At 69.1% G+C, this 23,721-nt stretch carries 19 protein-coding genes and 2 riboswitches; of the genes, 3 read left to right on the top strand and 16 right to left on the bottom strand.

Annotated elements, in window-relative coordinates; genetic code table 11:
* Window positions 1-41: 41 nt before the first annotated feature.
* From ACZ6SA_RS18725 to ACZ6SA_RS18700, 6 genes are all read right to left on the bottom strand, one after another.
* The gene (locus tag ACZ6SA_RS18725; protein ID WP_347647996.1) at window positions 42-983 is read right to left on the bottom strand and encodes a TIM barrel protein; all 942 of its coding nucleotides are present in this window, start codon (window positions 981-983) and stop codon (window positions 42-44) included.
* A gap of 493 nt (window positions 984-1,476) precedes the next feature.
* Window positions 1,477-3,978, bottom strand: a complete 2,502-nt coding sequence (locus ACZ6SA_RS18720) for an ATP-dependent Clp protease ATP-binding subunit (protein ID WP_347647997.1) — start codon at window positions 3,976-3,978, stop codon at window positions 1,477-1,479.
* Window positions 3,979-5,168: 1,190 nt separating this feature from the next.
* A complete protein-coding gene (locus tag ACZ6SA_RS18715) occupies window positions 5,169-5,501 on the bottom strand; it encodes a histone-like nucleoid-structuring protein Lsr2 (RefSeq protein WP_132332025.1) in 333 nt (110 codons plus the stop codon).
* 514 nt (window positions 5,502-6,015) lie between these two features.
* A complete protein-coding gene (locus ACZ6SA_RS18710; protein ID WP_347647998.1) occupies window positions 6,016-6,504 on the bottom strand; it encodes an RDD family protein in 489 nt (162 codons plus the stop codon).
* Between the two features lie 109 nt (window positions 6,505-6,613).
* The gene (locus tag ACZ6SA_RS18705; protein WP_465829194.1) at window positions 6,614-8,026 is read right to left on the bottom strand and encodes an RDD family protein; all 1,413 of its coding nucleotides are present in this window, start codon (window positions 8,024-8,026) and stop codon (window positions 6,614-6,616) included.
* Between the two features lie 85 nt (window positions 8,027-8,111).
* A complete protein-coding gene (locus ACZ6SA_RS18700; protein ID WP_347648000.1) occupies window positions 8,112-8,681 on the bottom strand; it encodes an amino-acid N-acetyltransferase in 570 nt (189 codons plus the stop codon).
* Between the two features lie 270 nt (window positions 8,682-8,951).
* A riboswitch (cyclic di-AMP (ydaO/yuaA leader) is annotated at window positions 8,952-9,093 on the top strand.
* A 6-nt stretch (window positions 9,094-9,099) separates the two neighbouring features.
* Between ACZ6SA_RS18700 and ACZ6SA_RS18695 the strand changes: the two genes are divergently transcribed.
* On the top strand, window positions 9,100-10,143 hold the full coding sequence (locus ACZ6SA_RS18695; protein ID WP_347648001.1) for a C40 family peptidase: 1,044 nt from the start codon (window positions 9,100-9,102) through the stop codon (window positions 10,141-10,143).
* Between the two features lie 88 nt (window positions 10,144-10,231).
* Here the strand turns inward: ACZ6SA_RS18695 and ACZ6SA_RS18690 are convergent, their stop codons facing one another.
* From ACZ6SA_RS18690 to ACZ6SA_RS18660, 7 genes are all read right to left on the bottom strand, one after another.
* Entirely contained in the window at window positions 10,232-10,444 is a 213-nt protein-coding gene (locus ACZ6SA_RS18690) for a helix-turn-helix domain-containing protein (RefSeq protein ID WP_347619962.1), read from the bottom strand.
* Window positions 10,445-11,051: 607 nt separating this feature from the next.
* Window positions 11,052-12,533: a bifunctional lysylphosphatidylglycerol synthetase/lysine--tRNA ligase LysX gene (lysX, locus tag ACZ6SA_RS18685; RefSeq protein WP_465829192.1), complete on the bottom strand. Its 1,482-nt coding sequence runs from the start codon at window positions 12,531-12,533 to the stop codon at window positions 11,052-11,054.
* Window positions 12,534-12,582: 49 nt separating this feature from the next.
* A complete protein-coding gene (locus tag ACZ6SA_RS18680) occupies window positions 12,583-13,365 on the bottom strand; it encodes a type III pantothenate kinase (protein ID WP_347648003.1) in 783 nt (260 codons plus the stop codon).
* A 3-nt stretch (window positions 13,366-13,368) separates the two neighbouring features.
* Window positions 13,369-15,912: an L-aspartate oxidase gene (locus ACZ6SA_RS18675; RefSeq protein ID WP_465829189.1), complete on the bottom strand. Its 2,544-nt coding sequence runs from the start codon at window positions 15,910-15,912 to the stop codon at window positions 13,369-13,371.
* A gap of 83 nt (window positions 15,913-15,995) precedes the next feature.
* Window positions 15,996-16,832 carry a pantoate--beta-alanine ligase gene (panC, locus tag ACZ6SA_RS18670; RefSeq protein WP_465829517.1) on the bottom strand — a complete coding sequence of 279 codons (837 nt, stop codon included), beginning with the start codon at window positions 16,830-16,832 and terminating at the stop codon, window positions 15,996-15,998.
* A gap of 48 nt (window positions 16,833-16,880) precedes the next feature.
* Window positions 16,881-17,771 carry a Rossmann-like and DUF2520 domain-containing protein gene (locus tag ACZ6SA_RS18665; RefSeq protein ID WP_347648005.1) on the bottom strand — a complete coding sequence of 297 codons (891 nt, stop codon included), beginning with the start codon at window positions 17,769-17,771 and terminating at the stop codon, window positions 16,881-16,883.
* 386 nt (window positions 17,772-18,157) lie between these two features.
* Window positions 18,158-18,385, bottom strand: coding sequence for a chaplin family protein (locus ACZ6SA_RS18660; RefSeq protein ID WP_132510477.1), 228 nt, complete (start codon window positions 18,383-18,385; stop codon window positions 18,158-18,160).
* Between the two features lie 171 nt (window positions 18,386-18,556).
* Between ACZ6SA_RS18660 and ACZ6SA_RS18655 the strand changes: the two genes are divergently transcribed.
* Entirely contained in the window at window positions 18,557-19,519 is a 963-nt protein-coding gene (locus ACZ6SA_RS18655; RefSeq protein ID WP_347648006.1) for an SAM-dependent methyltransferase, read from the top strand.
* Here the strand turns inward: ACZ6SA_RS18655 and ACZ6SA_RS18650 are convergent.
* Both ACZ6SA_RS18650 and ACZ6SA_RS18645 read right to left on the bottom strand, forming a co-directional pair.
* Window positions 19,503-20,696, bottom strand: coding sequence for a cytochrome P450 (locus ACZ6SA_RS18650; RefSeq protein ID WP_465829186.1), 1,194 nt, complete (start codon window positions 20,694-20,696; stop codon window positions 19,503-19,505). The two genes, ACZ6SA_RS18655 and ACZ6SA_RS18650, sit on opposite strands and share 17 nt — an antisense overlap.
* A complete protein-coding gene (locus tag ACZ6SA_RS18645; protein WP_465829184.1) occupies window positions 20,696-21,469 on the bottom strand; it encodes a TerC family protein in 774 nt (257 codons plus the stop codon). The genes ACZ6SA_RS18650 and ACZ6SA_RS18645 overlap by 1 nt, the downstream gene beginning before the upstream one ends.
* Window positions 21,470-21,595: 126 nt before the next feature.
* Window positions 21,596-21,711: riboswitch (SAM riboswitch) on the top strand.
* A gap of 44 nt (window positions 21,712-21,755) precedes the next feature.
* On the opposite strand from ACZ6SA_RS18645, the gene ACZ6SA_RS18640 reads away from it, so the two are divergent.
* Window positions 21,756-23,045 (top strand): aminotransferase class V-fold PLP-dependent enzyme, encoded by a 1,290-nt coding sequence (locus tag ACZ6SA_RS18640; RefSeq protein WP_465829182.1) that lies wholly within the window; start codon window positions 21,756-21,758, stop codon window positions 23,043-23,045.
* 1 nt (window position 23,046) lies between these two features.
* Here the strand turns inward: ACZ6SA_RS18640 and ACZ6SA_RS18635 are convergent, their stop codons facing one another.
* Window positions 23,047-23,715: a DoxX family protein gene (locus tag ACZ6SA_RS18635; RefSeq protein ID WP_465829180.1), complete on the bottom strand. Its 669-nt coding sequence runs from the start codon at window positions 23,713-23,715 to the stop codon at window positions 23,047-23,049.
* Window positions 23,716-23,721: the final 6 nt, after the last annotated feature.

The following is a 23,721-nucleotide window of genomic DNA, read 5'->3' as shown; positions in this document are numbered from 1 at the left end:
GAGCACGCCCGGACCGCGACGGCCCGGGCGCTCGCGGCTCCCTAGGCGGCCAGTTGCAGGCCCAGGCTGGTGAGGTTCGTACGGGCCCAGGCCAGCTCGTCGGCGAGCAGCGACACCAGCGCCCCAGGCCCCTTGGCCCGCCCAGGCACCATCAGGTTGTGCGTCTCCACCTCGATGTGCGCGCTCCCGCTGACCGCCCCCGACAACATCGCCGTCAGCGTGTCGTGCAGCACGGCACCCGTGCTGCTCGGCGTCTCCCCCGTGTGGCTGTGCACGTGCCCCAGCTTGACCACAGGCGCACCGGCCTCGGCCAGCCCCTTGAGCGCCACGCCTGCCTCCTCGGCCCCGCCGGCCAGGTGGCAGGCGTCCAGGCACACGCCCAGGTGTTCGGAGTCGATGCCGCACACCCGCGCCAGCGCCTGCTCGGTCGTCTCCAGCACGCACCCGGGCCACGGCTCGAACCCGACCCTGATCGTCTTGCCGGTCACGCTGTAGATGCCGCGGAGCTCGCGCGCCAGCCGTTCGAGCCGGCGGGTGGCGATGGAGTGCAGGTCGGCGGGCCAGTCGCGGCGCCACCCGATCGGTATCGTCGAGATGCTGCCGAACCGTACGTCGTCGGGGAGCAGGAACGCCAGGATCTTGGCCAGCGCCATCGTGTAGCGGTAACGCTCGGGCTTGGCCCAGTCGGGCCCGGGCACCTCCTGGTTGCGGCCGCCGGTGCCGTTGAGGCTCACGACCTCCAGGCCGCGCTCCTCCAGGGAGCGGCGCAGGCGTACGAGCTCGATGCGGTCGGCCGTGAGGTGGTCGGCGACGGCCGGCGACAACCACAACCCGATGCCCATCCGCTCGACCCCCAGCCGCTTGCGCACGGGCACGGCGTAACGGGTCAGATGGGCGATCAGGTTCTCCAGATCCTCAGCGGGGTGGACGCCTGCGTTGTAGGCGAGGTGAACGAGCGTTCCGTCATCGTGACGCAGGCGCATCGGTTTCCTCCAGGCTTGCGTTGTGTCTTCCGTCGCCCGCCTTGGACGTGCGAACCCTGTGAGCATGCCTGCCGACGGGTGGCGAGCGCGTCCGCCCTGAGTTGACTTCGTCCTACTCCCGGGGGAGCAGTCACCATCAAGGCGAAGCTCTACACAGTGTAGTACTACTTCGCGTGGCGAAACACCCGAACACATGAACGATCGGGGCAACGGCCGCATCCGGCCGAGCTCACGGAGCCTCACGGGGGTACGTCATGCTAGATCCGCGGTCTGTCACGCCGGGCCGGATTGACGATCTCGAGACCATTCGCAGGGCAGGCCGGGCCACCCCGGACGGTTCATCATGCCGCTGAGCGGCGACCTCGCGGACCACGGAGGCAATGGCCGGGACCACCCCGGCAGGCCCTCAGGCAGCGCCTCAGCGCCGAGGGCGAGCACGCGAAAGCCCCCGCGTGGATGACGCTCCACGCGAGGGCTTTCGGAGAACCGGACGTCAGCGCTGGATCGGCGCTGCGATCGCGGCGGCCGAGTCGGGCACCTTGGCGGCGGACTCGCCCTTGAAGACGAACTTGGCGTCGTCGCCCTCGCCTTCGATGGTCACCTTGACGACCTGCCCCGGGCGGAGCTCGCCGTAAAGGATCTTCTCCGACAGGGAGTCCTCCAGCTCGCGCTGGATCGTACGCCGCAGCGGACGGGCGCCCATGACCGGGTCGTAGCCGCGGTCGGCCAGCAGCTGCTTGGCCTCGGGCGAGACGTCGAGCCCCATGTCGCGGTCCTTCAGCCTGGCGTCGACCTGGTTGAGCATCAGATCCACGATCTTGATGATCTCGTTGGGCGTCAGCTGGTGGAAGACCACGATGTCGTCGACGCGGTTGAGGAACTCGGGCCGGAAGTGCTGCTTGAGCTCTTCCTGGACCTTGGACTTCATCCGGTCGTAGTTGGAGTCGGCGTCGTTGGACTTCGCGAACCCGACCCCGATGCCCTTGGAGATGTCACGGGTGCCGAGGTTGGTGGTCATGATGATGACCGTGTTCTTGAAGTCGACCACGCGGCCCTGGGCGTCGGTCAGACGACCGTCTTCCAGGATCTGCAGCAGCGAGTTGAAGATGTCGGGGTGGGCCTTTTCGATCTCGTCGAAGAGGACCACGGAGAACGGCTTGCGCCGCACCTTCTCGGTGAGCTGGCCGCCCTCTTCGTAGCCGACGTAGCCGGGAGGCGAGCCGAAGAGCCTGGAGACGGTGTGCTTCTCCATGAACTCGGACATGTCCAGGCTGATCAGAGCGTCTTCGTCGCCGAAGAGGAACTCCGCCAGAGCCTTGGACAGCTCGGTCTTACCGACGCCCGAGGGGCCGGCGAAGATGAACGAGCCGCCGGGGCGCCGCGGGTCCTTCAGGCCGGCGCGGGTGCGCCGGATGGAGCGCGACAGGCCCTTGATGGCGTCGTCCTGGCCGATGATCCGCTTGTGGAGCTCGTCCTCCATGCGGAGCAGGCGCTGGGACTCCTCCTCGGTCAGCTTGAAGACCGGGATGCCGGTGGCGGTCGCCAGGACCTCGGCGATGAGCTCCTGGGTGACCTCGGCCACGACATCCATGTCGCCGGCTTTCCACTCCTTCTCCCGCCGCTCGCGCTTGAGCTGGAGCTGCTTCTCCTGGTCGCGTAGGGCAGCGGCCTTCTCGAAGTCCTGCGCGTCGATCGCGGACTCCTTGTCGCGACGGACGTTGGCGATCTTCTCGTCGTATTCGCGGAGGTCCGGCGGCGCGGTCATCCTGCGGATGCGCATCCTGGAGCCGGCCTCGTCGATGAGGTCGATCGCCTTGTCGGGAAGGTAGCGGTCGCTGATGTAGCGGTCGGCCAGCTGCGCGGCGGCCACCAGCGCGTCGTCGGTGATGGACACGCGGTGGTGCGCCTCGTAGCGGTCGCGCAGACCCTTCAGGATCTCGATCGTGTGGCTGAGCGAGGGCTCGGCCACCTGGATCGGCTGGAACCGGCGCTCCAGCGCTGCATCCTTCTCGAGGTATTTGCGGTATTCGTCGAGCGTCGTCGCGCCGATCGTCTGCAGCTCGCCGCGGGCCAGCATCGGCTTGAGGATGCTGGCGGCGTCGATCGCGCCCTCGGCGGCGCCCGCACCCACGAGCGTGTGCAGCTCGTCGATGAACAGGATGATGTCGCCGCGGGTGCGGATCTCCTTGAGCACCTTCTTCAGGCGCTCTTCGAAGTCACCGCGGTAGCGGGAGCCGGCGACCAGGGCGCCGAGGTCAAGCGTGTAGAGCTGCTTGTCCTTCAGCGTCTCGGGCACCTCGCCCCTGACGATCTTCTGCGACAGGCCTTCGACGACGGCGGTCTTTCCGACGCCGGGCTCGCCGATGAGAACGGGGTTGTTCTTGGTCCTCCTGGAGAGGACCTGCATGACCCGCTCGATCTCCTTCTCGCGGCCGATGACCGGATCCAGCTTGCCCTCGCGGGCCGCCTGGGTCAGGTTGCGGCCGAACTGGTCGAGCACCAGGGACGTCGACGGGGCCGACTCCTGCGGGCCACCCGCGGCGGCCGGCTCCTTGCCCTGGTAGCCGTGGAGCAACTGGATGACCTGCTGCCTGACACGGTTGAGATCAGCTCCAAGCTTGACCAGCACCTGGGCGGCCACACCCTCACCCTCGCGGATGAGCCCGAGCAGGATGTGCTCGGTGCCGATGTAGTTGTGACCCAGTTGCAAAGCCTCACGGAGCGACAGCTCGAGGACCTTCTTGGCCCGCGGGGTGAACGGAATGTGCCCCGACGGAGCCGACTGGCCCTGGCCGATGATCTCCTCGACCTGCTGGCGCACACCCTCAAGGCTGATGCCGAGGCTCTCCAGAGCCTTGGCGGCTACGCCCTCACCTTCATGGATCAAACCAAGAAGAATGTGCTCAGTGCCGATGTAGTTGTGGTTGAGCATCCTGGCCTCTTCTTGGGCCAGGACGACAACACGCCTCGCTCGGTCGGTGAACCTCTCGAACATCTCGTCGCTCCTCACAGAGCGGTCAGTCAGGCCGGTAAATCCGGTCCCGTCATCCCGCATGCTAGCCCTGGCTCGGCGAACCGTGCCCACTGCCGCTGACGCGCTCTATAGCAGACACGTTCCCCGGGAGCAGGGCGTTCACCCTCCATCCAACTACCGTTCGGGGGTGACGTGTTCCCGATACGCCGCAAGCGAACGATGTTTGGGACGCCTCGCGGAAGCGGCTGGAATTTGCCGCCGCACCGTATCCGGATCACCACGATCGGCCATCGAACGTCAGGGGCGAAGCCGACCGGGGCGCCACTTCACCTGCGCATCTCAGATGCCGCGCACGTATCTGTTACGCAATCATCCTATGTCCCGACGCAATCCTTGGCCAACCGCCCGCGCTACGCCCTGAGCACAACGGGGCACGCGCCCGCGCCGCACACAGAGTAATACGCCATCCGGTCAGCTCGGTTACCGATCTCATCTCGCATCATGAGACACTGCACCGCGGCGCGCGTGCCATTCGCGCTCATCCTCCCCGTCGCGGACCGGCGGCATTCCGCGCGCCCACCACACTTCGTGATGGCCCGGCATTGTGCGCACATGCTCGCGGAAGCGGATTGTGCGAGGCACGCTCATGTCACGGGTTATCCCGCCGTGCATGAGCACTCCGTACATCTCCAGGAAGCGGCATATGGCCGGCGGCCACGCAACGTGCCCGGCGGCGTTTTGCGCGGATGCCCACACCTCCGTGCCATACGGGGTTTCCGGCGCCGAGCGCGAGTCGAGATCGCGGTTAAGGCTACAGCGCGTGAAGATCGCCGCCGGCCTTTAGGCGCCCGGATTTCCGTCATGGCGCGTTCCATGAGCGCGACGCTTGTCCGTGACGGTGGGCGAATGACGGGCCCCGCGGGCAATCCGGGCGCCTCGCGGCGAGAAGCGTACGTTCAATGAGGTATGGCCACGCGGCGCATTCGGACACGCCGGGCGCGGCGCCATCTCATATGCGGGCGTCTCATCGCGGAAACGGGGCCGGGAGCCGGACCGAACCCGCGACCAAAACGCCCGCATATGGACGCGTCGGCCGATCATCATCCGGGCCGTCCCGCCATTCGAAACGGCCCGGACACGATCATGCGCTTATGGCGGTCGCCGGGGTCCTAGGCGAACGGCATAAGCGCATGGTCGAGCAGCGGGCTCTCCTAGTGAGCCTGCTCGTACTTCTCGACGACGGTGGAGGCGATTCGGCCTCGCTCGCTGACGGGCAGGCCGTGGGCCTTGGCCCACTGCCGGATCTCCGAGCTCTTCTCGCGACTCATCGCGCGGTTGCCGCCGCGGCCACGCCGACGCGTGGTGACGGCACCGGCCCTGCGCGCGTGCTGCACGAAAGGCGTGAGCGCGTCCCTCAGCTTCTTCGCGTTAAGGTCGCTGAGGTCAATCTCATAGGAGGAGCCGTCAATAGCGAAGCTGACCGTCTCATTGGCCTCGCCCCCATCGAGGTCATCGATGAGAATCTCCTGGATCTGCTTGGCCATCTACGCAATCCTTTCGCGGAGCATTGTTTCATTCGCCAGCCCAAACATATACCCGGAAAGGCGTGGAGACAATTCAGCGCTACGGGGATTCGGCTGACTAGCCGATCAGTTCTGGCCCTCGGCCTGATCCTCACGGTTTCGCCGGTCGCCAAGGGCCTCCGACCGGACCAACTTCACGACGCCAAAGATGAAGGCGCCGCCCACCACCACCGGGGGGATGAGCGCTGACAATACGTCTGTAAGGGCTTCCATTCGTCCTCGCCTCCACGGCTGACGGGGTTTCGGGGCGCTTTAAGGGCGCGGAGCGCCTCCAGGGAGCGCTGCGGGCCCCTCATGGTGCGCAAGGCGACAACCGCCCGCACCCGACCATAGCGGCACACAGATGCCCTACGTGTCGCAGGGACACCAACATCCGGCAACCCGGACGCCCCATAGCCTAATGCCAGTCTCTCCAGGCTCCTTACCGGATCATGGGAAAATTTTGCGAAAAGACATCCGTGCAGGTGCGGATGGCTCAGCGAAGATCTTTAACCACGCGCGTTCCGGCCAGTCTGTCATGCGGCCCGCGCTCAAGCGGCTTGTCGATCAGGATGAGCATACCGACACCGAACAGCAGCATTCCGGCCACCAGATTGGCCACCGGAATGCCCATGAGCATGACAGGTCCCGGATAGACCAGGGAGCGTTTGAGCAGAGCACGGGCCGGAACATCCCGCGGCGCCAGGCGGATCCGCATGATCGCCTGGCCGAACGTGCGCCCGTGCCGCCAATGCGCCCACCAGTCGTAGCCCGTATAACCCAGCCCCGCGACCGCCCACGCGAGCACTCCGGGCAGCCGGCCGTCGAACACCTCCATCATGCCGACAGTCCGGAAGACAGCCCATAGCGCAATGAACAGAATGTAATAGGCGACGCCGAAGACGAGCGCTTCAATGAGCCGGGCAGCCAGCCGTTCCCACCATTCCGCGGGCACCGCGTCCGCCCACGGCGACGTCCCGGCCATAACCCTCACCTCGCGACATCGACGGCGGAGAGCCCTACATTCCGCACCTACCCTCACATACAAAACAGAGGCCGACGGGAAGCCGGCCCCTGTTTCGCGGTTCTGCCGATTACTTGATCTTGACCACCACGGTGTTCGCGAACTTGTCCGCGAACGTCTGCTGCAGCGGCTTGTCCCAGAGCATCGAAGCGCCGTTCAGGGCGCAGACGAGGCCCGCCAGCATGGTGCCGAACGGCAGGAAGTAGAGGATGTAGGCACCCCAGGTCACGCCGGCCCGCTTGATGGCGGCGTCGCCGGGCAGGCCGCCGGGGGGCATCATCTGACCCACCGGCACGACCTTGATCCCCATGATCATCTTGCCGACCGTCTGACCCTTCATCTTGTGCATGAGGAAGTCGTAGCCGACGTAGACGGCGGTGAGGACGATGGCCAGCACGATGTTGAGCGCGAACGAGCTGAACATCCCCGACGTGGCGCCGCTGGTCGAGTCGTAGCTGACCAGGAACAGCGTCGTGAGCAGGAGCGACACAACGAACATCACGACGCCGAACAGGACGCCGTCGACGAGTCGCGCCACCAGACGCTGCCACCACTCCGCCAGCGGGGCGGGAGCCCCCGGCGGCTGCACGCCGACCGGGCCGTAACCCGGCTGGCCGTAGGGAGCCTGGCCGTAGCCGGCCTGCTGCGGCTGCCCGTAGCCCTGCTGGCCGTACTGCTGGTCGCCGTACTGCTGGCCGTAACCGGGCTGGGCGTAACCGGGCTGGGACTGCTGCGGCTGCCCGTAGCCCTGCTGGCCGTACTGCTGCTGGCCGTAGCCGGGCTGGGACTGCGGCTGCTGACCGTACTGCTGGTCATACTGCTGACCCGACTGGGCCTGCTGACCGTACTGCTGGTCGTACTGCTGACCCGACTGGGGCTGCTGGCCGTAGCCCTGCTGCTGGTCGTACTGCTGACCCGACTGGGGCTGCTGACCGTAGCCCTGCTGCTGGCCGTACTGCTGGTCGTAGCCGGGCTGTTGCTGCTGCCCGTAACCCTGCTGCTGGCCGTAGCCCTGCTGCTGGCCGTACTGCTGGTCGTAGCCGGGCTGTTGCTGCTGCCCGTAACCCTGCTGCTGGCCGTAGCCGGGCTGGGACTGCGGCTGCTGACCGTACTGCTGGTCGTACTGCTGGCCCTGCTGGGGTTGCTGGCCGTAGCCCTGCTGCTGGCCGTACTGCTGCTGGCCGTAGTCGGGCTGGGACTGGGGCTGCTGGCCGTACTGAGGTTGCTGACCGTAGCCCTGCTGCTGGCCGTACTGCTGCTGGCCGTAGCCCTGCTGCTGACCGTACTGGGGTTGCTGGCCATAGCCCTGCTGCTGACCATAGGGGGGCTGTTGCCCGTAGGCGTCGTCCGCCCGGTAGCCGACCACAGTGACGTCGGGGTCGGGCTCGCCGGGGTGGCGGCCCGGAGCCTGCTGGCCGTAGTGGGGAGGCGCAGCGTTCTCGCCGGATTCGTCTTGTGGGTACGGCGGCTGTCCGGTGCTCACCGTGTCACCTCGCTTCGAGTGCGCGCGTGGCACGTGTCAGGACACATGCCTGTGCTGCCCAACGTATCGACATAGGTATCAACAATCACCTTTCCATGTGGTCAAGGTCCGCGTCACCCGACGACAGATGGAGCAGCATGCGGGTGTTGCCCAGGGTGTTCGGCTTGACGTGTTCCAGGTCGAGGAACTCCGCTACACCCTCGTCATACGAGGCCAGCAGCTCGGCGTAGACCTCGGGGGAGACCGGCGTGCCCTGGATGCGGCGAAAACCATGCCTCGCGAAGAAGTCGACCTCAAAAGTAAGACAGAATACACGTTGCAGACCAAGATCTTTGGCCTGCTGGATGAGCGCTGAGACGATCCGGTGACCGACGCCCGCGCCGCGGCATTCGGGATCGACGGCCACCGTGCGGACCTCTGCGAGGTCCTCCCAGAGCACGTGGAGCGCGCCACAGCCGACGATCTGCCCGCCACGCTCGGCCACCCAGAACTCCTGCACGTCTTCGTACAGCGTCACCGTGGCCTTCTTCAGGAGCCGCGAGCCCGCGCCCGCATAGGTGTCGACCAGGCGCCTGACCCCCCGCACGTCCGGCGTGCGCGCACGCCGGACCACCACCGCGGTCTCGGGCACAGTCAGTTCGGCCACCTGCTCCATGGCTCTCCAGAGTACAGATGTCATTACGGCTCGGACCTAACTCACATCTCTCCGCCCATCCTGTTACATCTCGTGGCCGAGCGAGCACGGCGTCGCGCCGGGCGATCGTTCGGGAGTAAGCGCCACATACGGTCACTCCTGCCCGACTGGCACCGAGACCACCTCGTGACCCTTCGGTTGCGAAACCTCTACGGAGTTGGCAGTTCTGGTTGAGCAGGAACCCGGAGTGCATTAGTGTCCAGCGACGATGATCCCCGCGTGTCGCGCGCGGGGGGAAGCACGCTCAATTCCCTCAGGGAAGCCGGGGACCCGCCGGTGGCGACCGCCACCACGGGGTGAATCCGAGTTTTTCGGTAGGGCTGCTCCGGCCCGAACCCGTCAGCTAACCCGGTAGGCGTCTATGAGAGGAGCCTGGTTGGTGAAGCGCACGCTCAACCGTGGGAGGAAGTCGGCGGGCAAGCACGCCCGCCCCCCGGAACGCGCCCTGTCGCGTCACCGCCTCGGTGTGGCGAGTTTCACAGTCGCCGCGCTGCTGTTCTCGGTTCCCACCGTCCCGGCGTCCGCCGACCCCAAGCCCTCGCTCAAAGACCTCGCCACGCGGGTCGAGAAGATGCACGTCGAGATCGAGACGCTGACCGAGCAGTACAACGGGCAGCGGGAGAAGCTGAAGACGGCCAAGAAGGCCGCCGAGGCCGCGCAGAAGACGCTGACGGCCAGCGAGACAGACCTGGCGGCCAAGCGTGCCAAGGCCGTCCTGCTCGCCCAGAACGCCTACATCACGGGCGGTCTGAGCCGTGCGCTGGCGTTCACCTCATCCGAGGACCCCGGCAACTTCCTCGACCGCGCCGCGACCACGTTCGCGATCGAGCAGCGGCAGGGCGAGGAGCTCAACCAGCTCACCAAGGCCAGGAAGGCCGCCGAGCGCGCCAGGGCGAGCGCCAAGTCCCGCATCAGCGAGGTCGAGAAGATCGTCAAGGACCTCGACGCCAAGCGCGGCAAGATCAGCAAGCTGGTCGCCAAGGTCGAGAGCAACCTGTTCAGGCGGGCGCTGGGCGAGGCCGGTCGTCCCGGCACCCGCGCCACCCGCGTCAACCTGCCGATCGCGGGCAGCGGAAAGGCCGCGCAGGCGGCACGGTGGGCGCTCACGCAGCAGCTCAAGCCGTACGTCTGGGGAGCAGAGGGTCCTGGCTCCTACGACTGCTCCGGCCTGGTGATGGCGGCCTACCAGCGGGTGGGCATCTCGCTGCCGCACTACACAGGCAACCAGTGGACGGCCGGGCGGCACATCTCACGCGACGAGATGCGTCCAGGCGACCTGGTGTTCTTCTACAGCGACCTGCACCACGTGGGCATCTATCTGGGCGGCGGCATGATGGTGCACGCCCCTCGGACGGGTGATGTGGTGCGGATCGCGTCGATCGAACGGCGGCCGTTCGCGGGCGCGGTGCGCATCGCCGACTGAGGTTCTGCACGTGAAGGCCCAGTGAGCGAGCCCAGTGAGCGGGCCCAGTGAGCGGGCCCAATGAGTGGGCACCAGTGCGCGGGTGCCGCTAGATCAGCTGGCGGCGTGCCGCCCACGCCACGGCCTCGATCGCGGTGGCGACGCCGATGCGGTCGCAGATGCCGCGCAACCTCCGGCGTACGGTGCGGCCGCTGATGTCCAGTCGCCTGCCCACCCGATCGACCGTGACTCCTCTGGCGAGTTCCGCCAGTAACGCCAGATCCGCATGGCTCAGCTCAACGCCTTCTGTGAGCACTTCCATCGGGAGCCCTCCCCCCCAACAGCAGGCCTGGACCCTCTTAGCCAGGCCACAGCCGCTCCTCGCAGACGGTAAACGCATCATGGAAAGGTCGTCAAGCATGACGATCGCCGCTCTTGACCAGCACCGTTGACATGATCCGCCACGGGTTGCCGGGGCTCGTCCGCCGGCGGTCCTCGCCGCCCGACGTACGGTCCGCGCGCCCTCTCGGTCAGGCCCGGCCCGGCGCCGACCGGTCCGGGCGGCGTCCCGGTTTTTGATCCATCCGCGCGCGATTTACTGCATGATCCATACGTGCGGGCGGGAACGCTCAGCCGCTCTTCACCACGGGCGGCGGCACGCGGCAAGCCAGGAGTCACCTTATTTCCGGGCCTGTGCGTGCATCACCGTCATGATGGACCCAGCGCTGCCGGACGTCCCCCGCAGAACTCCGCACACTCGCGCGCCACTCGCCCGCGGTCTTGACCCGATGCTGACAAGCCCGGCCCCGATCGCGGGGCAGGACGGCCGATCGTCCGTCACCGCTTCCCCGGCACGACGGAGCGCCCGCCCGGCTCGCCGCGCGCGCGAGCACCCCGCCGCAACCGGTGCGGCGGGATGCCACGTGGCCTCAGTGAGTGGGCTTGACCAGGGGGAACAAGATGGTCTCGCGGATGTTCTTACCGGTGAACGCCATGATCATCCGGTCGATCCCGGCGCCCATGCCGCCCGTCGGCGGCATCGCGTATTCGAGCGACTGCAGGAAGTCCTCGTCGAGCTGCATGGCCTCCGGGTCACCGCCCGCGGCCAGCAAGGACTGCTCGACCAGGCGGCGGCGCTGCTCGATGGGGTCGTTGAGCTCGGAGTAGCCGGTGCCCAGCTCGGTGCCGAACCCGATGAGGTCCCACTTCTCCGTGACCAGCGGGTCGTCGCGGTGCTGCCGGGCCAGCGGCGAGGTCTCCAGCGGATAGTCCATGACGAACGTGGGCTGGATGATCGTGTGCTCGACGAGCGCCTCGAAGAGCTCCTGCACGAGCTTGCCCGCGCCCCACTTCGGATCCCAGGGGATCTCGCGCCGGTCGGCGATCTTGCGCAGCTCTTCGAGCGAGGTCGAGGTCGTGATCTGCTCGCCGACGGCCTCGGACACCGCGCCGTAGAGGGTGACGCGCGGCCACTCGGGGATGCCCAGGTCGACCTCGACACCGTCGTGCACGACCACCGAGGTGTCCAGGGCGGCCACGACGGCCTTCTGGTACATCCGCTGCGTCAGGTCGGCGATGCCGTTGTAGTCGAGGTAGGTGCCGTAGGCCTCGACCATGGTGAACTCGGGGTTGTGCGTCGAGTCGGCGCCCTCGTTGCGGAAGTTTCGGTTGATCTCGAAGACCTTCTCGATGCCGCCGACCACGAGCCGCTTGAGATAGAGCTCGATCGCGATGCGGAGATAGAGCTCCATGTCGTAGGCGTTGATGTGGGTCTTGAACGGCCGGGCCGTGGCGCCGCCGTGGATCGGCTGCAACATCGGCGTCTCGACCTCGAGGTAGCCCTCCTCGTGCCAGAAGTCGCGCACCGCGCGCACGGTGGCGCTGCGGACCCTGGCCATCTTCCTCGAGTCGTCGTTGACGATCAGGTCGACGTAGCGCTGGCGGACCCGGGCCTCCGGATCGGTGAGCCCGACGTGCTTCTCCGGCAGCGGGCGCAGGCACTTGCTGGTGATCTGCCAGCTGTCGGCCAGCACGGACAGCTCGCCCCTGCGCGAGGTGATGACCTCGCCGGTCACGCCCACGTGGTCGCCCAGGTCGACGTCGTGCTTCCAGCGGGCCAGCGAATCCTCGCCCACCTTGTCGAGCGAGATCATGACCTGCAGGTCGGCGCCGCCGTCGCGGAGCGTGGCGAAGCAGAGCTTGCCGCCCACGCGGTTGAGCATGACGCGGCCCGCGACCGAGACCGTGTCACCGGTGGCGGTGTCGGGCTCCAGGCCCTGGTATTTCTCCCTGACCTCGGCGTTGGTGGCCGTGCGTGGGAAAAGCACCGGGTAAGGGTCGACGCCCTCGCTGCGAAGGCGGTCGAGCTTCTCCCTCCGGATGCACATCTGCTCGGGAAGTTCGTCGCTCACAACAACAAAGGGTAGGGGATCCGGCGAACCGCAGTGACTCGTCCAGGTCTCACGCCACGTTGCGGTGGTAGATCAGCCGCAGCCCGATGAGGGTCAGCCACGGCTCGTGCACGTCAATCAAGCGCGACTCGCCCACCACCAGCCCCGCGTGCCCGCCGGTGGCCACGACCGTCACCTCGTCGGGGTCGTCGGCCAGCTCCGCGGCGATGCGCTCCACGATGCCGTCGACCTGGCCGGCGAAGCCGTAGATGATGCCGGCCTGCAGGGCCTCGACGGTGTTCTTCGCGATCACCGAGCGGGGGCGTACGAGCTCGACCTTGTGCAGTTGTGCCCCGGCGGCGGCCAGCGCGTCGACCGAGATCTCGATGCCGGGCGCGGTGACCGCGCCGACGTATTCGCCCTTGGCCGACACCGCGTCGAACGAGGTCGCGGTGCCGAAGTCGACGATGACGCACGGGCCGCCGTACTGGTCGATGGCCGCCAGCGCGTTGACGATGCGGTCGCTGCCGACCTCCTTGGGGTTGTCCATGCGTACGGGGACGCCGGTGCGGATGCCCGGCTCCACGATCACCGCGGTCACGTCACCGTAGTAGCGGCGGCACATCTCGCGCATCTCGTTGAGCACGCTCGGCACGGTGGAGCAGATGGCGATGCCGTCGATGTCGGCCCCTTTGAGCAGCGGCGACTGCGTCAGCAGACCCTGCAGCACGACCGCGATCTCGTCGGCGGTGCGGCGGGCGTCGGTGGCCAGCCGCCAGTGCTCGATGACGTCCTCGCCCTCGAACAGCCCCAGCACCGTGTGCGTGTTGCCGACGTCGATCGTGAGCAGCATCAATTACCCCCGCAGATCAAGTGCGATGTCCAGGGCCGGCGCCGAGTGCGTAAGCGCTCCCACCGCAAGGTAGTCCACGCCAGTGTCAGCCACATCACGAGCCGATTCCAAGGTCAATCCCCCGCTTGCTTCAAGGGCAACCCTGTTTCCCACCTGCTTTTTCACGATTTGTACGGCACGCGCGGTGTCCTCGATCGTGAAGTTGTCCAGCAGGATCTCCTCGGCACCCTCGTCCAGCACGGCCTCCAGCTGGTCCAGCCGGTCGACCTCCACCTCGATCGGCAGGTCGGGGTAGCGCTCCCGCACCGCCCTGAACGCCTCGGCCACGCCCCCCGCCGCCACCACGTGGTTGTCCTTGATCAGGGCGGCGTCCGACAACGACATCCGGTGGTTCACGCCGCCGCCGCAGCGCACGGCGTACTTCTCCAGCGCCCGCAGCCCCGGCAGCGTCTTGCGGCTGTCGCGCACGCGCGCCGCCGTACCGCTGATCGCCTCGACCCACCTGCCCGTCAGCGTGGCCACCCCGGACAGGTGCGTGAGCAGGTTGAGCGCGGTGCGCTCGGCCGTCAGCAGCGCCCTGACCGGCCCTTCGACGGTCATCAGCACGTCGCCCGCCCGCACCCGGTCACCGTCCTTGGCCCCGCGCTCCGAGCGGTCCGCCCCCAGCCTTACGAACACCGCCTCGGCCACGGCCAGCCCGGCGACGATGCCGTCCTTGCGGGCCACCACGTCGGCGACCGCGTGCCGGTCGGCCGGGACGGTGGCCAGGCTCGTCACGTCGCCCTTCTCCCGCAGGTCCTCCTCCAGCGCCCGGTCGATCAGCGCGTCCACGGCTACCGGATCGAGCCCGGCCGCGGTCAGCTCCCGCGCCGCGGCCTCGCGGTCACCGATCCGCCGCGAACTCGCGTCCTCATGAGGTGTGTACGTCATGCGCGGGCCCTCCTCCGTCAGGGTCACGTCCAGGTGACCCAGCCATTCGTCGTCGTCGCGGGTGCCGTGGTCCTCGCGCCAGTGCGAGCCACGGGTCTCGAGCCTGGCCGTCGCCGCGCCGGTGAGCACGGTGGCGACGGTGAGCAGGTTGGTGGCCTCCCACGACTCGGTGCACGCGGGCACCGCGACGGGTGTCCAGCGGGCGTCCCGCAGCGCCTTCGCCGTGAGGAGCAGGGACTCGCGGCTGCGCAGGACGCTCGCTCCCATGCTCATGTGGCCCTGAATTCTGGGGCGCGTCCGCGGGTCCACCAGCCCGGACGCCGCCTCCCCGTCCACCGGCTCTCCCGGCTCGGGGCGTACGCGGTGGATGTCCTCGGCGATGCGCTCGGCGAAGACGAGGCCTTCGAGCAGGGAGTTGGAGGCGAGCCGGTTCGCGCCGTGCACGCCCGTGCAGGCCACCTCGCCGCACGCGTACAAACCTTCGATGGAGGTGCGCCCGCGCAGGTCCGTACGGACACCGCCGCTGGCGTAGTGGGCGGCCGGAGCGACGGGGATCAGCTCGGCGGCCGGGTCGATGCCGTGCTCGCGGCAGACGGCGTAGATCGTGGGGAAGCGGGCCTGCCACGTGTCGCGGCCGAAGTGGCGGCCGTCGAGGTAGACGTGTTCGTGCCCGGTCTCGCGAATCCTCCGCATGATCGCCTTGGCCACGACGTCGCGCGGCGCAAGGTCGGCCAGGTCATGCTCGCCGCGCATGAACCGTTCGCCCTCGTGGTCGACCAGGAACGCGCCCTCGCCCCTGACCGCCTCGGAGATCAGCGGCTGCTGCCCGGTCGATGCGGGGCCGAGCCACAGGACGGTCGGGTGGAACTGCACGAACTCGAGGTCGCGCACCACGGCCCCGGCCCGCAGCGCCAGCGCCACCCCGTCGCCGGTGGACACGGCGGGGTTGGTCGTGGCGGCGTAGACCTGGCCCATGCCGCCCGTGGCCAGCACCACGGCTCTGGCGCGCACCGCGCCCACCCCGTCACGCGCGCCCTCGCCCATGACGTGCAGCGTCACGCCCCTGGCCCGCCCCTCGGCGTCCTTGAGCAGGTCGAGCATCAGGGCGTGCTCGATCACCTCGATCGATCCCGCGCGGACCGCCTCGACGAGCGCCCGCTGCACCTCCGCGCCGGTGGCGTCGCCGCCCGCGTGCACGATCCGGCGCCGGCGGTGGCCGCCCTCCCTGGTGAGCTGGAGCTCGCCGCCGGAGGTCCGGTCGAACCGCGCGCCGCGGGCCATGAGCCGCCGCAACGCGCCCGGCCCCTCCGTCACCAGCGTGCGCACGGCCGCCACGTCGCACAACCCCACCCCGGCGAGCAATGTGTCGCTCAGGTGCTGGTCGGGGGTGTCCTGCGGGTGGAGCACGGCCGCGATGCCGCCCTGGGCCCACCGGGTCGAGCCGGCCGACAGCACGTCCTTGGTCACGACCAGGACCTTGGCCGCCGGCTCCAGCTCGGCGTAGCGCAGGGCCGCGGTCAGGCCCGCGATGCCCGACCCCACGACGACCACGTCGGCCTCGACGGTCCAGCCTGGCGCGGGGGCGGTCAGACGCAGGGGAATCGCCGGTGCACTCATGGGGGTCTCCTCGCTTGGGCGATCTCGTCATTATGACGATAACCCCTCGCTCCTGATGGCCTCGCCCCGGGGTGCCCGCAGGCTCAGGCGCGGGTCAACGTCACGCTGACGTTGTCGATCAGACGCGTCGCCCCGACCCTGGCGGCCACCGCGAGCACGGCCATGCCTACGTACGAGTCGTCCACCTCGGCGAAGGTGGCCGGGTCGACGAGGACCAGGTAGTCGACGTCAAGGCCGGGCCCCGCCGTGTCGAGCACCTCCCGCGCCGCCGCGCGGATCCTGGACGGCGTGAGCTCGGCCGCGCCGGCCCGCAGCGCTCGCGAGAGCGCCAGCGCCACCCGCCGGTCGTCGTCGGACAGGAACCGGTTGCGGCTGGACAGGGCCAGGCCGTCGGGCTCGCGCACGGTGGGCACGTCGAGGATCTCGATCGGCAGGTCGAGATCGGCGACCATGCGGCGGATGAGGGCGAGTTGCTGGGCGTCCTTCTGCCCGAACACCGCCCGGTCGGGCTGGACCACGTTGAACAGCTTGAGCACCACGGTGAGCACCCCGTCGAAGTGACCGGGCCGCGCCGCGCCCTCGACGAGCTCGCCCATCCGGCCGGCGGAGACGCTCACCTGGCGGTCGGGCGCGTACATGTCCTCGACGGCCGGATGGAAGACGACGTCGACCCCCTCGGCCCGGCACGCGTCGAGATCCGCCTCGAATGTACGGGGATAACGCGAAAAATCCTCATTAGGAGCAAATTGCAGAGGATTGACGAAGATGCTGACCACGACATGATCGGCACGAGCGCGCGCCTGCCTGATCAGCGCCTTGTGCCCCTCGTGCAACGCGCCCATGGTCGGCACCAGGGCCACCTCGCCACCACCACGCGCCTTGACCAGGTCTTCCCGGTTTCTGGCGACGATCAGCTCCATCATGCCCCTTCGTGCCACTCCTCCAGGCGACGGCGCCCTCGTGGCGCGTCAAGTCCATATATTGCCCCCCAGCGCGTCGAGGAGCCGCTCCGCCTCCTCGGGTTTGAGCAGGCCCGCGGCGAGCGCCCGGTCGGCCGTGAGCCTGGCCAGCGCGATGTAGGCGTCGGCCGCCTCGGGAGCGGCCAGGATCAGCGCGTCGACGTGCTTGCGCACGGTGCCGGCGTCGCCGCGCACCACGGGGCCGGTGAGCCCGGCGATGCCGAGCCGCAGCACGTTGTCGAGCGCGGCGCCGAGCAGCGGCCCCAGCATCCGGCCGGGGTGGTCGACGCCGATGCGTACGAGCAGGTCGGACGACTCGGCGATGAGCGTGACCATGTGGTTGGCCGCTCCCGCCAGCGCCGCGTGGTAGAGCGGGCGGTCGGCGTCGGCGATCCAGACCGGCTCTCCGCCCATCTCGATCACCAGGGCCTCGGCGATGGGACGCAGCACGTCGGGCGCGGTCACGCCGTAGGAGATGCCGGTGAGCTTGTTGAGGTCGTCGTCGCGGCCGGTGAACGTCATCACCGGGTGCAGCGCGAGCGGCAGGGCGCCGGCCTCGGCCGCCGGGTCGAGCACCGACAGCCCGTACGCCCCGCTGGTGTGCGCCAGCAGCTTGCCGTGCAGGTCGGCCCCCGTGGACGCCAGCCCGTTGACCAGGTCGGGCAGCGCGTCGTCCGGCACGGTGAGCAGGATCAGCTGGGCCGCGGCCACGACCTCGTCGGGCCGGACCGGCGTGACGCCGAGCCGGTCGGCGGCCCACCGTTGCGAATTGTCGGACACCCCGCTGGCGGCCACCACCCGGTGACCCGCCTGCGCCAGCGCGGCGCCGAGGGCAGAGCCGACCTTGCCCGCTCCGAGCACGCCGACGGTCAGCCGTGCCGGGCGATCACCCGCGTCCATGACCTCACCCCTGTCGACTGCGAACGAGAAAGCCGCTGCGCACTGCCGCTCACGGGTCTCGACCAGGGACGGCAGCTCGCTGATGCGGGCCTCTTCTTCGTGATGGCGTTGCCGACCAGGGTAACGGCCTCCTGGAGCCGAGCATGTGACCGTGCCTTTGCCGCGCGTTGAGTTAACGACAAAAGCGACAAGGGCATACAAAAAACGCACCCCCTGTCGGAAGAGATGAGGAGAGGGGTTCATCGCATGGCAGCGGGCGCCGAGTCACCTGGACCCGACGCCCGCGAAAGATGCGAATCCCTTGGAGGTGCACCGGGCCGGCCGACCGCCGACTGACCGACCCGGACGGACCCGGGCCGGCCTGCGCCGGCCCGGGCTCGCCTCACTCAGTGGTGGCTGGGCACGTGGGCGAAGGCGCCGCCCTTGCAGCCGGCGAGGGCCCCGCCGATCACGGCCACCGCGTTGCCGCAGACGTTGACCGGGATGGCGATGGGCAGGTGCAGCTGGTTGCCCGAGGCGATGCCGCCTGCGCCACTGGTGATGTCGGCGTGCGCGGGGGCGGCGAGGGACAACATCGCGACGGCTCCGGCGACGACCATGGCCTTCTTCAGCATGAGGGCTCCTCTCGATTGCGCGGCCGCCTTGAGGGCCGCAGGACGTGCTCGACCAAGAGAACGGAAAGTGGCCTCTCGGTGACAATGCGTCAACCGTACCCCAAGCCAAGGACACTCAGTAGTCTTTCCATAACGCACCGTGCCCGGCGAAAGTCATGAGATAGTCCAGACATGTGGCTCACCTGGCGCGCCGCGACGGAGCGCGCGCTCTACGGCGAGGGGGGCTTCTACCTCCGCGAACGCCCTTCGGGCCACTTCCGCACCTCGGTCAGCGCCTCCCCCGCGTTCGCCGACGCGGTGCTGGCGCTGCTCGCCGAGGTGGACGCCGAGCTCGGCTCCCCCGGCGTGCTCGATCTGGTCGACATCGGCGCGGGCGAGGGCACCCTGGTCACCCAGGTCCTGGCCGCCGCCGAGCCAGGCCTGCGCGACCGGCTGCGCATCACCGCCGTCGACCTCTGCCCCCGGCCAGAGGGCGTGCCCGAACGGATCCGCTGGCGCCCCGACCTGCCCGCCGCCGTCACCGGGCTGGCCATCGCCAACGAATGGCTCGACAACATCCCGCTCGACGTGGTGGAGCAGACCCCCCAGGGCCCGCGGCTGCTCATGGTCGACGTCCGCACCGGCGAGGAACGGCTCGGCGGCCCGCCCGCGCCGGCCGACCGCGAATGGCTCGAACGATGGTGGCCGTTGCTCCGGGTGGGGGCTCGCGCGGAGATCGGCTGCCCCCGCGACAGGGCCTGGGCGTCGGTCCTGGACCGCCTCGTCAAAGGCAGAGCGATCGCCATCGATTACGCACATCCTGTGGATAACCGTCCGCCCTGTGGGACCCTGACCGGATACCGCGACGGCGCGGTCGTGACCCCCGTCCCCGACGGCACCTGCGACATCACGGCGCATGTCGCGCTCGACGCGTGCGCGGAGGCCGGCCGCGGAGCCGGGGCGATATCCACAACCTTGTCCACACAGCGTGACGCCCTCAAGGCCCTCGGCATCACCGGCGCCAGGCCCCCCGCCGACCTGGCCCACGCCGATCCGCGCGGCTACCTGCGCGCCCTGGCCAGAGCCTCCGAGGAGGGCGAGCTGATCGACCCGTCGGGTCTCGGCGGCTTCGGCTGGCTCAGCCAGTCGCGGTGAGCTCCAGGGACCGCAGGCCGCGGATGACGTAGCCCGGCTTCCACTCCGGCTCCTGCCGCAGCTCCAGCGTGGCCGCGCGGTCCAGGAGCGCCCCGAACGACTCCATGAGCTCGATCCTGGCCAGCGGCGCTCCCAGGCAGAAGTGGATCCCGGCGCCGAAGGATATGTGCGGGTTGTCGGCACGGCCGACGTCGAGCCTGTCAGGGTCGTCGAACACCGTCTGGTCCCGATTGGCCGACCCGAACAACAACGCCACCTCCGCGCCACGCGGGATCTCCACGCCGTGCACCTCGATGTCCTCCAGCACCCAGCGCTCGAACATCTGCAGCGGCGTGTCCCAGCGCATCAGCTCCTCCACGGCCGTGGGCAGCAGCGAGGGGTCCTCGCGCAGCCGTACGAGCTCGGCGGGGTTTCTGAACAGCGACCACCAGCCGTTGCCCGTCACGTTCACGGTGGCCTCGTGACCGGCGTTGAGCAGCAGGACGCACGTGCCGACCAGCTCGTCCTCGGTCAGCTCGGCGATCTGGGTGAGCGCGCTGATCAGATCGTCGCCGGGGCGCGGCCGGCGCTCGGCGGCCAGGGCCCTGAGGTAGCCGGCGAACTCCTCCGCCGCTCGGACCGCGGCGTGCTGGGCGTCGGGGGCGGGGTTGAGCTCGTACATGCCGCAGATGCCGGCCGACCACGGGCGCAGCAGGTGGCGGTCCTGGTCGGGGATGCCGAGCATCTCGGCGATCACGGTGACCGGCAGCGGCTCGGCGACCTCGGCGATCAGGTCGCCGCCGCCCTTGGCGACGTACGTGTCCACCAGCTCCCGGGCGATGGCGCGCACGCGGGGGCGCAGCGACTCGACCATGCGCGGCGTGAACGCCTTGGAGACCAGCCGGCGCAGCCTCGTGTGCACCGGCGGCTCCACGTCGAGCATGCCTGCCCTGATCACCCGCCAGAACGGCTCCTGGAACTCCGGCTCCGGCGGCCTGCCGAACTCCTCGTGCGTGGCCACGTGCAGGTAGGACCGGCCCAGGCGGCGGTCTCTGAGCAGCGCGTTGACGTCCGCGTGGCGCGAGATCAGCCACTGGTTCGTCGGTTCGAAGTAGCTGATCGGGGCCTCGCGCCGCAGCTCTTCGTAGACGCCGTACGGGTGAGCCACGAAATCCGGATTCCAGGGATCAAAGCGCATCATTTCATCTTAGAAGCCGGATCCTCCGTCGCGGGAGTGCCCTCTTCCGTCTCCTCCTCCAACGCCCGCTGCCTGGCGTGCCTGCCGCGCATGCGGATGTTCAGCAGCTCCACGATCACCGAGAACGCCATCGCGAAGTAGATGTAGCCCTTGGGGATGTGCTGGCCGAGCCCCTCGGCGACGAGCATCACCCCGATCAGCACGAGGAACGCCAGCGCCAGCATCTTGATGGTCGGATGCCGGTCGACGAACCTGCTGATCGGCCCGGAGGCGAACAACATCACCAGCACCGCCACCACGACCGCCGCGACCATCACGCCGAGCTCGTCGACCATGCCGACGGCCGTGATCACGGAGTCGAGCGAGAAGACGACGTCGAGCACCATGATCTGCACGATGACGGACGTGAAGGAGGCCGCCGCGGCCTTCCTGCCGTCCTTGCCGTGCGGCCCCTCCATGCTGTGGCCGATCTCCGTGACGCTCTTGGCCAGCAGAAACAGGCCGCCCAGGAGCAAGATCAGATCGCGTCCCGAGATGTCGTGGCCGAAGACCGCGAACAGCGGATCGGTCAGGCGTACCACCCACGACAGCCCGAGCAGCAGGAGCAGGCGGCTGATCAGCGCCGCGGCCAGGCCGAGCACGCGGGCCCGGTCACGCTGCTCCGGGGGCAGCTTACCCGCCAGGATGGAGATGAAAATGATGTTGTCGATCCCCAGCACGATCTCCAGGGCGACGAGGGTGAGAAAACCGATCCAGATTTGCGGGTCAGCCACCCATTCCAGCATTTACGCACCTCCAAGGCATGTGACGGCGGGTCTCCCGGTAGCAACGACTCAGCTGTCCCATAAGTTCGCCCGCTTGCGATCCATGCCCTGGTACGGGTTATAGTCCTTGACGTAGGTCATGAGTGCCAGCGACAAGCCCCGGCTAGCTGGCCGGCAACCCTCGCGTCCGCGGCGGGGTGCCCCGGGTGAAGACCTGGTCCGTCACGAGGTGTGGCGGGCAAGCGCGGGCTCCGCTGGCTGCTCCAGGGGTCCGACGACCCCGAGGAGGATTGCCGTGTCCACGCTGACGATCTTCAAGTCCGCTCACGTCCGGGCGGACGAGGCTCCCGCCACCACCGAGGAACGGCGCGTCCCCGCCGTGCTCGGCGCCGACCTCAAGGTCCCGGTCAAGGGCGGCAGGCTGGTGAGCTACGCCAATCTCGACTACGCCGCCAGCGCCCCTTGTCTCGCGCCGGTCAGCGCGGCCGTCGCCGCCGCGCTCCCTGCCTACTCCAGCGTCCACCGCGGCGCGGGCTACGCCTCCCAGCTCACCACCGCCCGCTACGAGCAGGCCCGTCACACGGTCAGCGCGTTCGCCGGCGCCCGGCCGGACGACGCCGTGATCTTCACCCGCAACACCACCGACGCCACCAACCTGCTCGCCCGCTGCCTGCCCGAGGGCACGACCACCGTGGTCTTCGACACCGAGCACCACGCCTCCCTCCTCCCCTGGCCCCGGTCCGTACGGCTGGCGCCGCCCGCCCTCCCCGGCCAGGCCGTGCGCGCCGCCGACGACGCGCTGGCCGCGATCGACGGGCCCAAGCTGCTCGTGGTCACCGCCGCCTCCAACGTCACCGGCGAGCTGTGGCCCATCGCCGCGCTGGCCCACATCGCGCACCGGCACGGCGCCAGGATCCTGGTGGACGCCGCGCAACTCGTACCGCACCGGCGGCTCAACCTCACCGCGCTCGATCTCGACTACGTGGCCTTCTCCGGGCACAAGCTCTATGCGCCCTTCGGGGCCGGCGTGCTGATCGGGCGGCGTGACTGGCTTGCCGAGGCGGAGCCGTACCTGAGGGGCGGGGGCGCGGTCCGGTCGGTGGCCGGCGCCGTCGAGTGGCACGACGACCCGGAGCCGCGGCACGAGGCGGGCACGCCGAACGTGCTCGGCGCCATCGCGCTGGCCGCGGCCTGCGACGCGCTCACCGCCACCGGGTGGACCCCGCTGGTGCGGGAGGAGGAGCGGCTGATCGCCCGGCTGCGTGCCGGTCTCGCCTCGATCGAGGGCGTACGCGAGCTGTCCCTGTGGGGGGAGGACCACCCGCGCGTGGGCATCGTGTCGTTCACCGTCGACGGGCGCCCGGCCCGCGAGGTGGCGGAGGTGCTGTCCGGCGAATATGGCATCGGGGTGCGCGACGGCAAGTTCTGCGCGCACCCGTTCGTCCGTCACCTGGTGGACGTGCACGCGGGCGGCGGCTGCGAGGACGGCACGGCATCAGCGGTGCGCGCCTCGATCGGCATCGGCACCACGCAGGAGCACGTGGACCGGCTGATCGAGGCGCTGCGCGACCTCACCTCCCGCTGAGTCAGCCTTTCGGCGGTTCGCCGCGGCGCGGCGGCGGCTCGTCGCCGACCAGGGCGTCGATGTCCCGCATGTCCTTGTCGCTGAGCGTGCTGTCCTTCGGCGCGCTCGGCTGCCGGGGCACCTGGGGAGGCTCCTGCTGCGCCGGCTCGGGCGTCGTCGGCCCCCCGGCCGCACCGGTCGTCGTCGTGCCGGTCGTGGCCGTGCCGGGCCTGGCGGGCGCGCGGGCGGCGAGCTCCGCCTCGGCCGCACGGCGTTCGGCACGCCTGCGCGACATCGTGCGGACGATGCCGTCCAGGCCGAACCTGCCGCCGCCCAGCACGAGGAACAGCAGGCACAGCGTGCCCAGTGCGGCCGGCAGCTCCCAGCCGTTGTCGGAAGACAACGGGGTGAGCCCCCAGTGCACGAAGAAGATGGCGCCCAGCATGTTGATCAGCAGCAGCAACGCCACCGGCCTGACCAGCAGGCCAAGGATGAGGAAGATGCCGCCGACGGTCTCCACGACGGTCGCGTAGGAGGCGGCCAGCTCGGGCAGCGGGATCCCCGACTCCCTGAAGCCCTGTGCGGTGGCGCCGAGGCCGCCCTGCCACTTCTGCCATCCATGAGCAAGGAAGATCACGCCCGTCACCACGCGCGCGATCAGGGCCGCGACGTCGAACAATACCCTTTTCATGGTTAT

The organism is Nonomuraea sp. NPDC049378 (genome assembly GCF_055586745.1).
This window is presented reverse-complemented; position numbering and strand designations above follow the sequence as displayed.

Bases quoted from the DNA above. Each gene is read 5' to 3' on its own strand.
- ACZ6SA_RS18725 (WP_347647996.1), bottom strand. From the start codon at position 983: ATGCGCCTGCGTCACGATGACGGAACGCTCGTTCACCTCGCCTACAAC.
- ACZ6SA_RS18720 (WP_347647997.1), bottom strand. From the start codon at position 3,978: ATGTTCGAGAGGTTCACCGACCGAGCGAGGCGTGTTGTCGTCCTGGCC.
- ACZ6SA_RS18715 (WP_132332025.1), bottom strand. From the start codon at position 5,501: ATGGCCAAGCAGATCCAGGAGATTCTCATCGATGACCTCGATGGGGGC.
- ACZ6SA_RS18710 (WP_347647998.1), bottom strand. From the start codon at position 6,504: ATGGCCGGGACGTCGCCGTGGGCGGACGCGGTGCCCGCGGAATGGTGG.
- ACZ6SA_RS18700 (WP_347648000.1), bottom strand. From the start codon at position 8,681: ATGGAGCAGGTGGCCGAACTGACTGTGCCCGAGACCGCGGTGGTGGTC.
- ACZ6SA_RS18690 (WP_347619962.1), bottom strand. From the start codon at position 10,444: ATGGAAGTGCTCACAGAAGGCGTTGAGCTGAGCCATGCGGATCTGGCG.
- ACZ6SA_RS18680 (WP_347648003.1), bottom strand. From the start codon at position 13,365: ATGCTGCTCACGATCGACGTCGGCAACACGCACACGGTGCTGGGGCTG.
- ACZ6SA_RS18675 (WP_465829189.1), bottom strand. From the start codon at position 15,912: ATGAGTGCACCGGCGATTCCCCTGCGTCTGACCGCCCCCGCGCCAGGC.
- panC (WP_465829517.1), bottom strand. From the start codon at position 16,832: ATGGAGCTGATCGTCGCCAGAAACCGGGAAGACCTGGTCAAGGCGCGT.
- ACZ6SA_RS18665 (WP_347648005.1), bottom strand. From the start codon at position 17,771: ATGGACGCGGGTGATCGCCCGGCACGGCTGACCGTCGGCGTGCTCGGA.
- ACZ6SA_RS18660 (WP_132510477.1), bottom strand. From the start codon at position 18,385: ATGCTGAAGAAGGCCATGGTCGTCGCCGGAGCCGTCGCGATGTTGTCC.
- ACZ6SA_RS18655 (WP_347648006.1), top strand. From the start codon at position 18,557: ATGTGGCTCACCTGGCGCGCCGCGACGGAGCGCGCGCTCTACGGCGAG.
- ACZ6SA_RS18650 (WP_465829186.1), bottom strand. From the start codon at position 20,696: ATGCGCTTTGATCCCTGGAATCCGGATTTCGTGGCTCACCCGTACGGC.
- ACZ6SA_RS18635 (WP_465829180.1), bottom strand. From the start codon at position 23,715: ATGAAAAGGGTATTGTTCGACGTCGCGGCCCTGATCGCGCGCGTGGTG.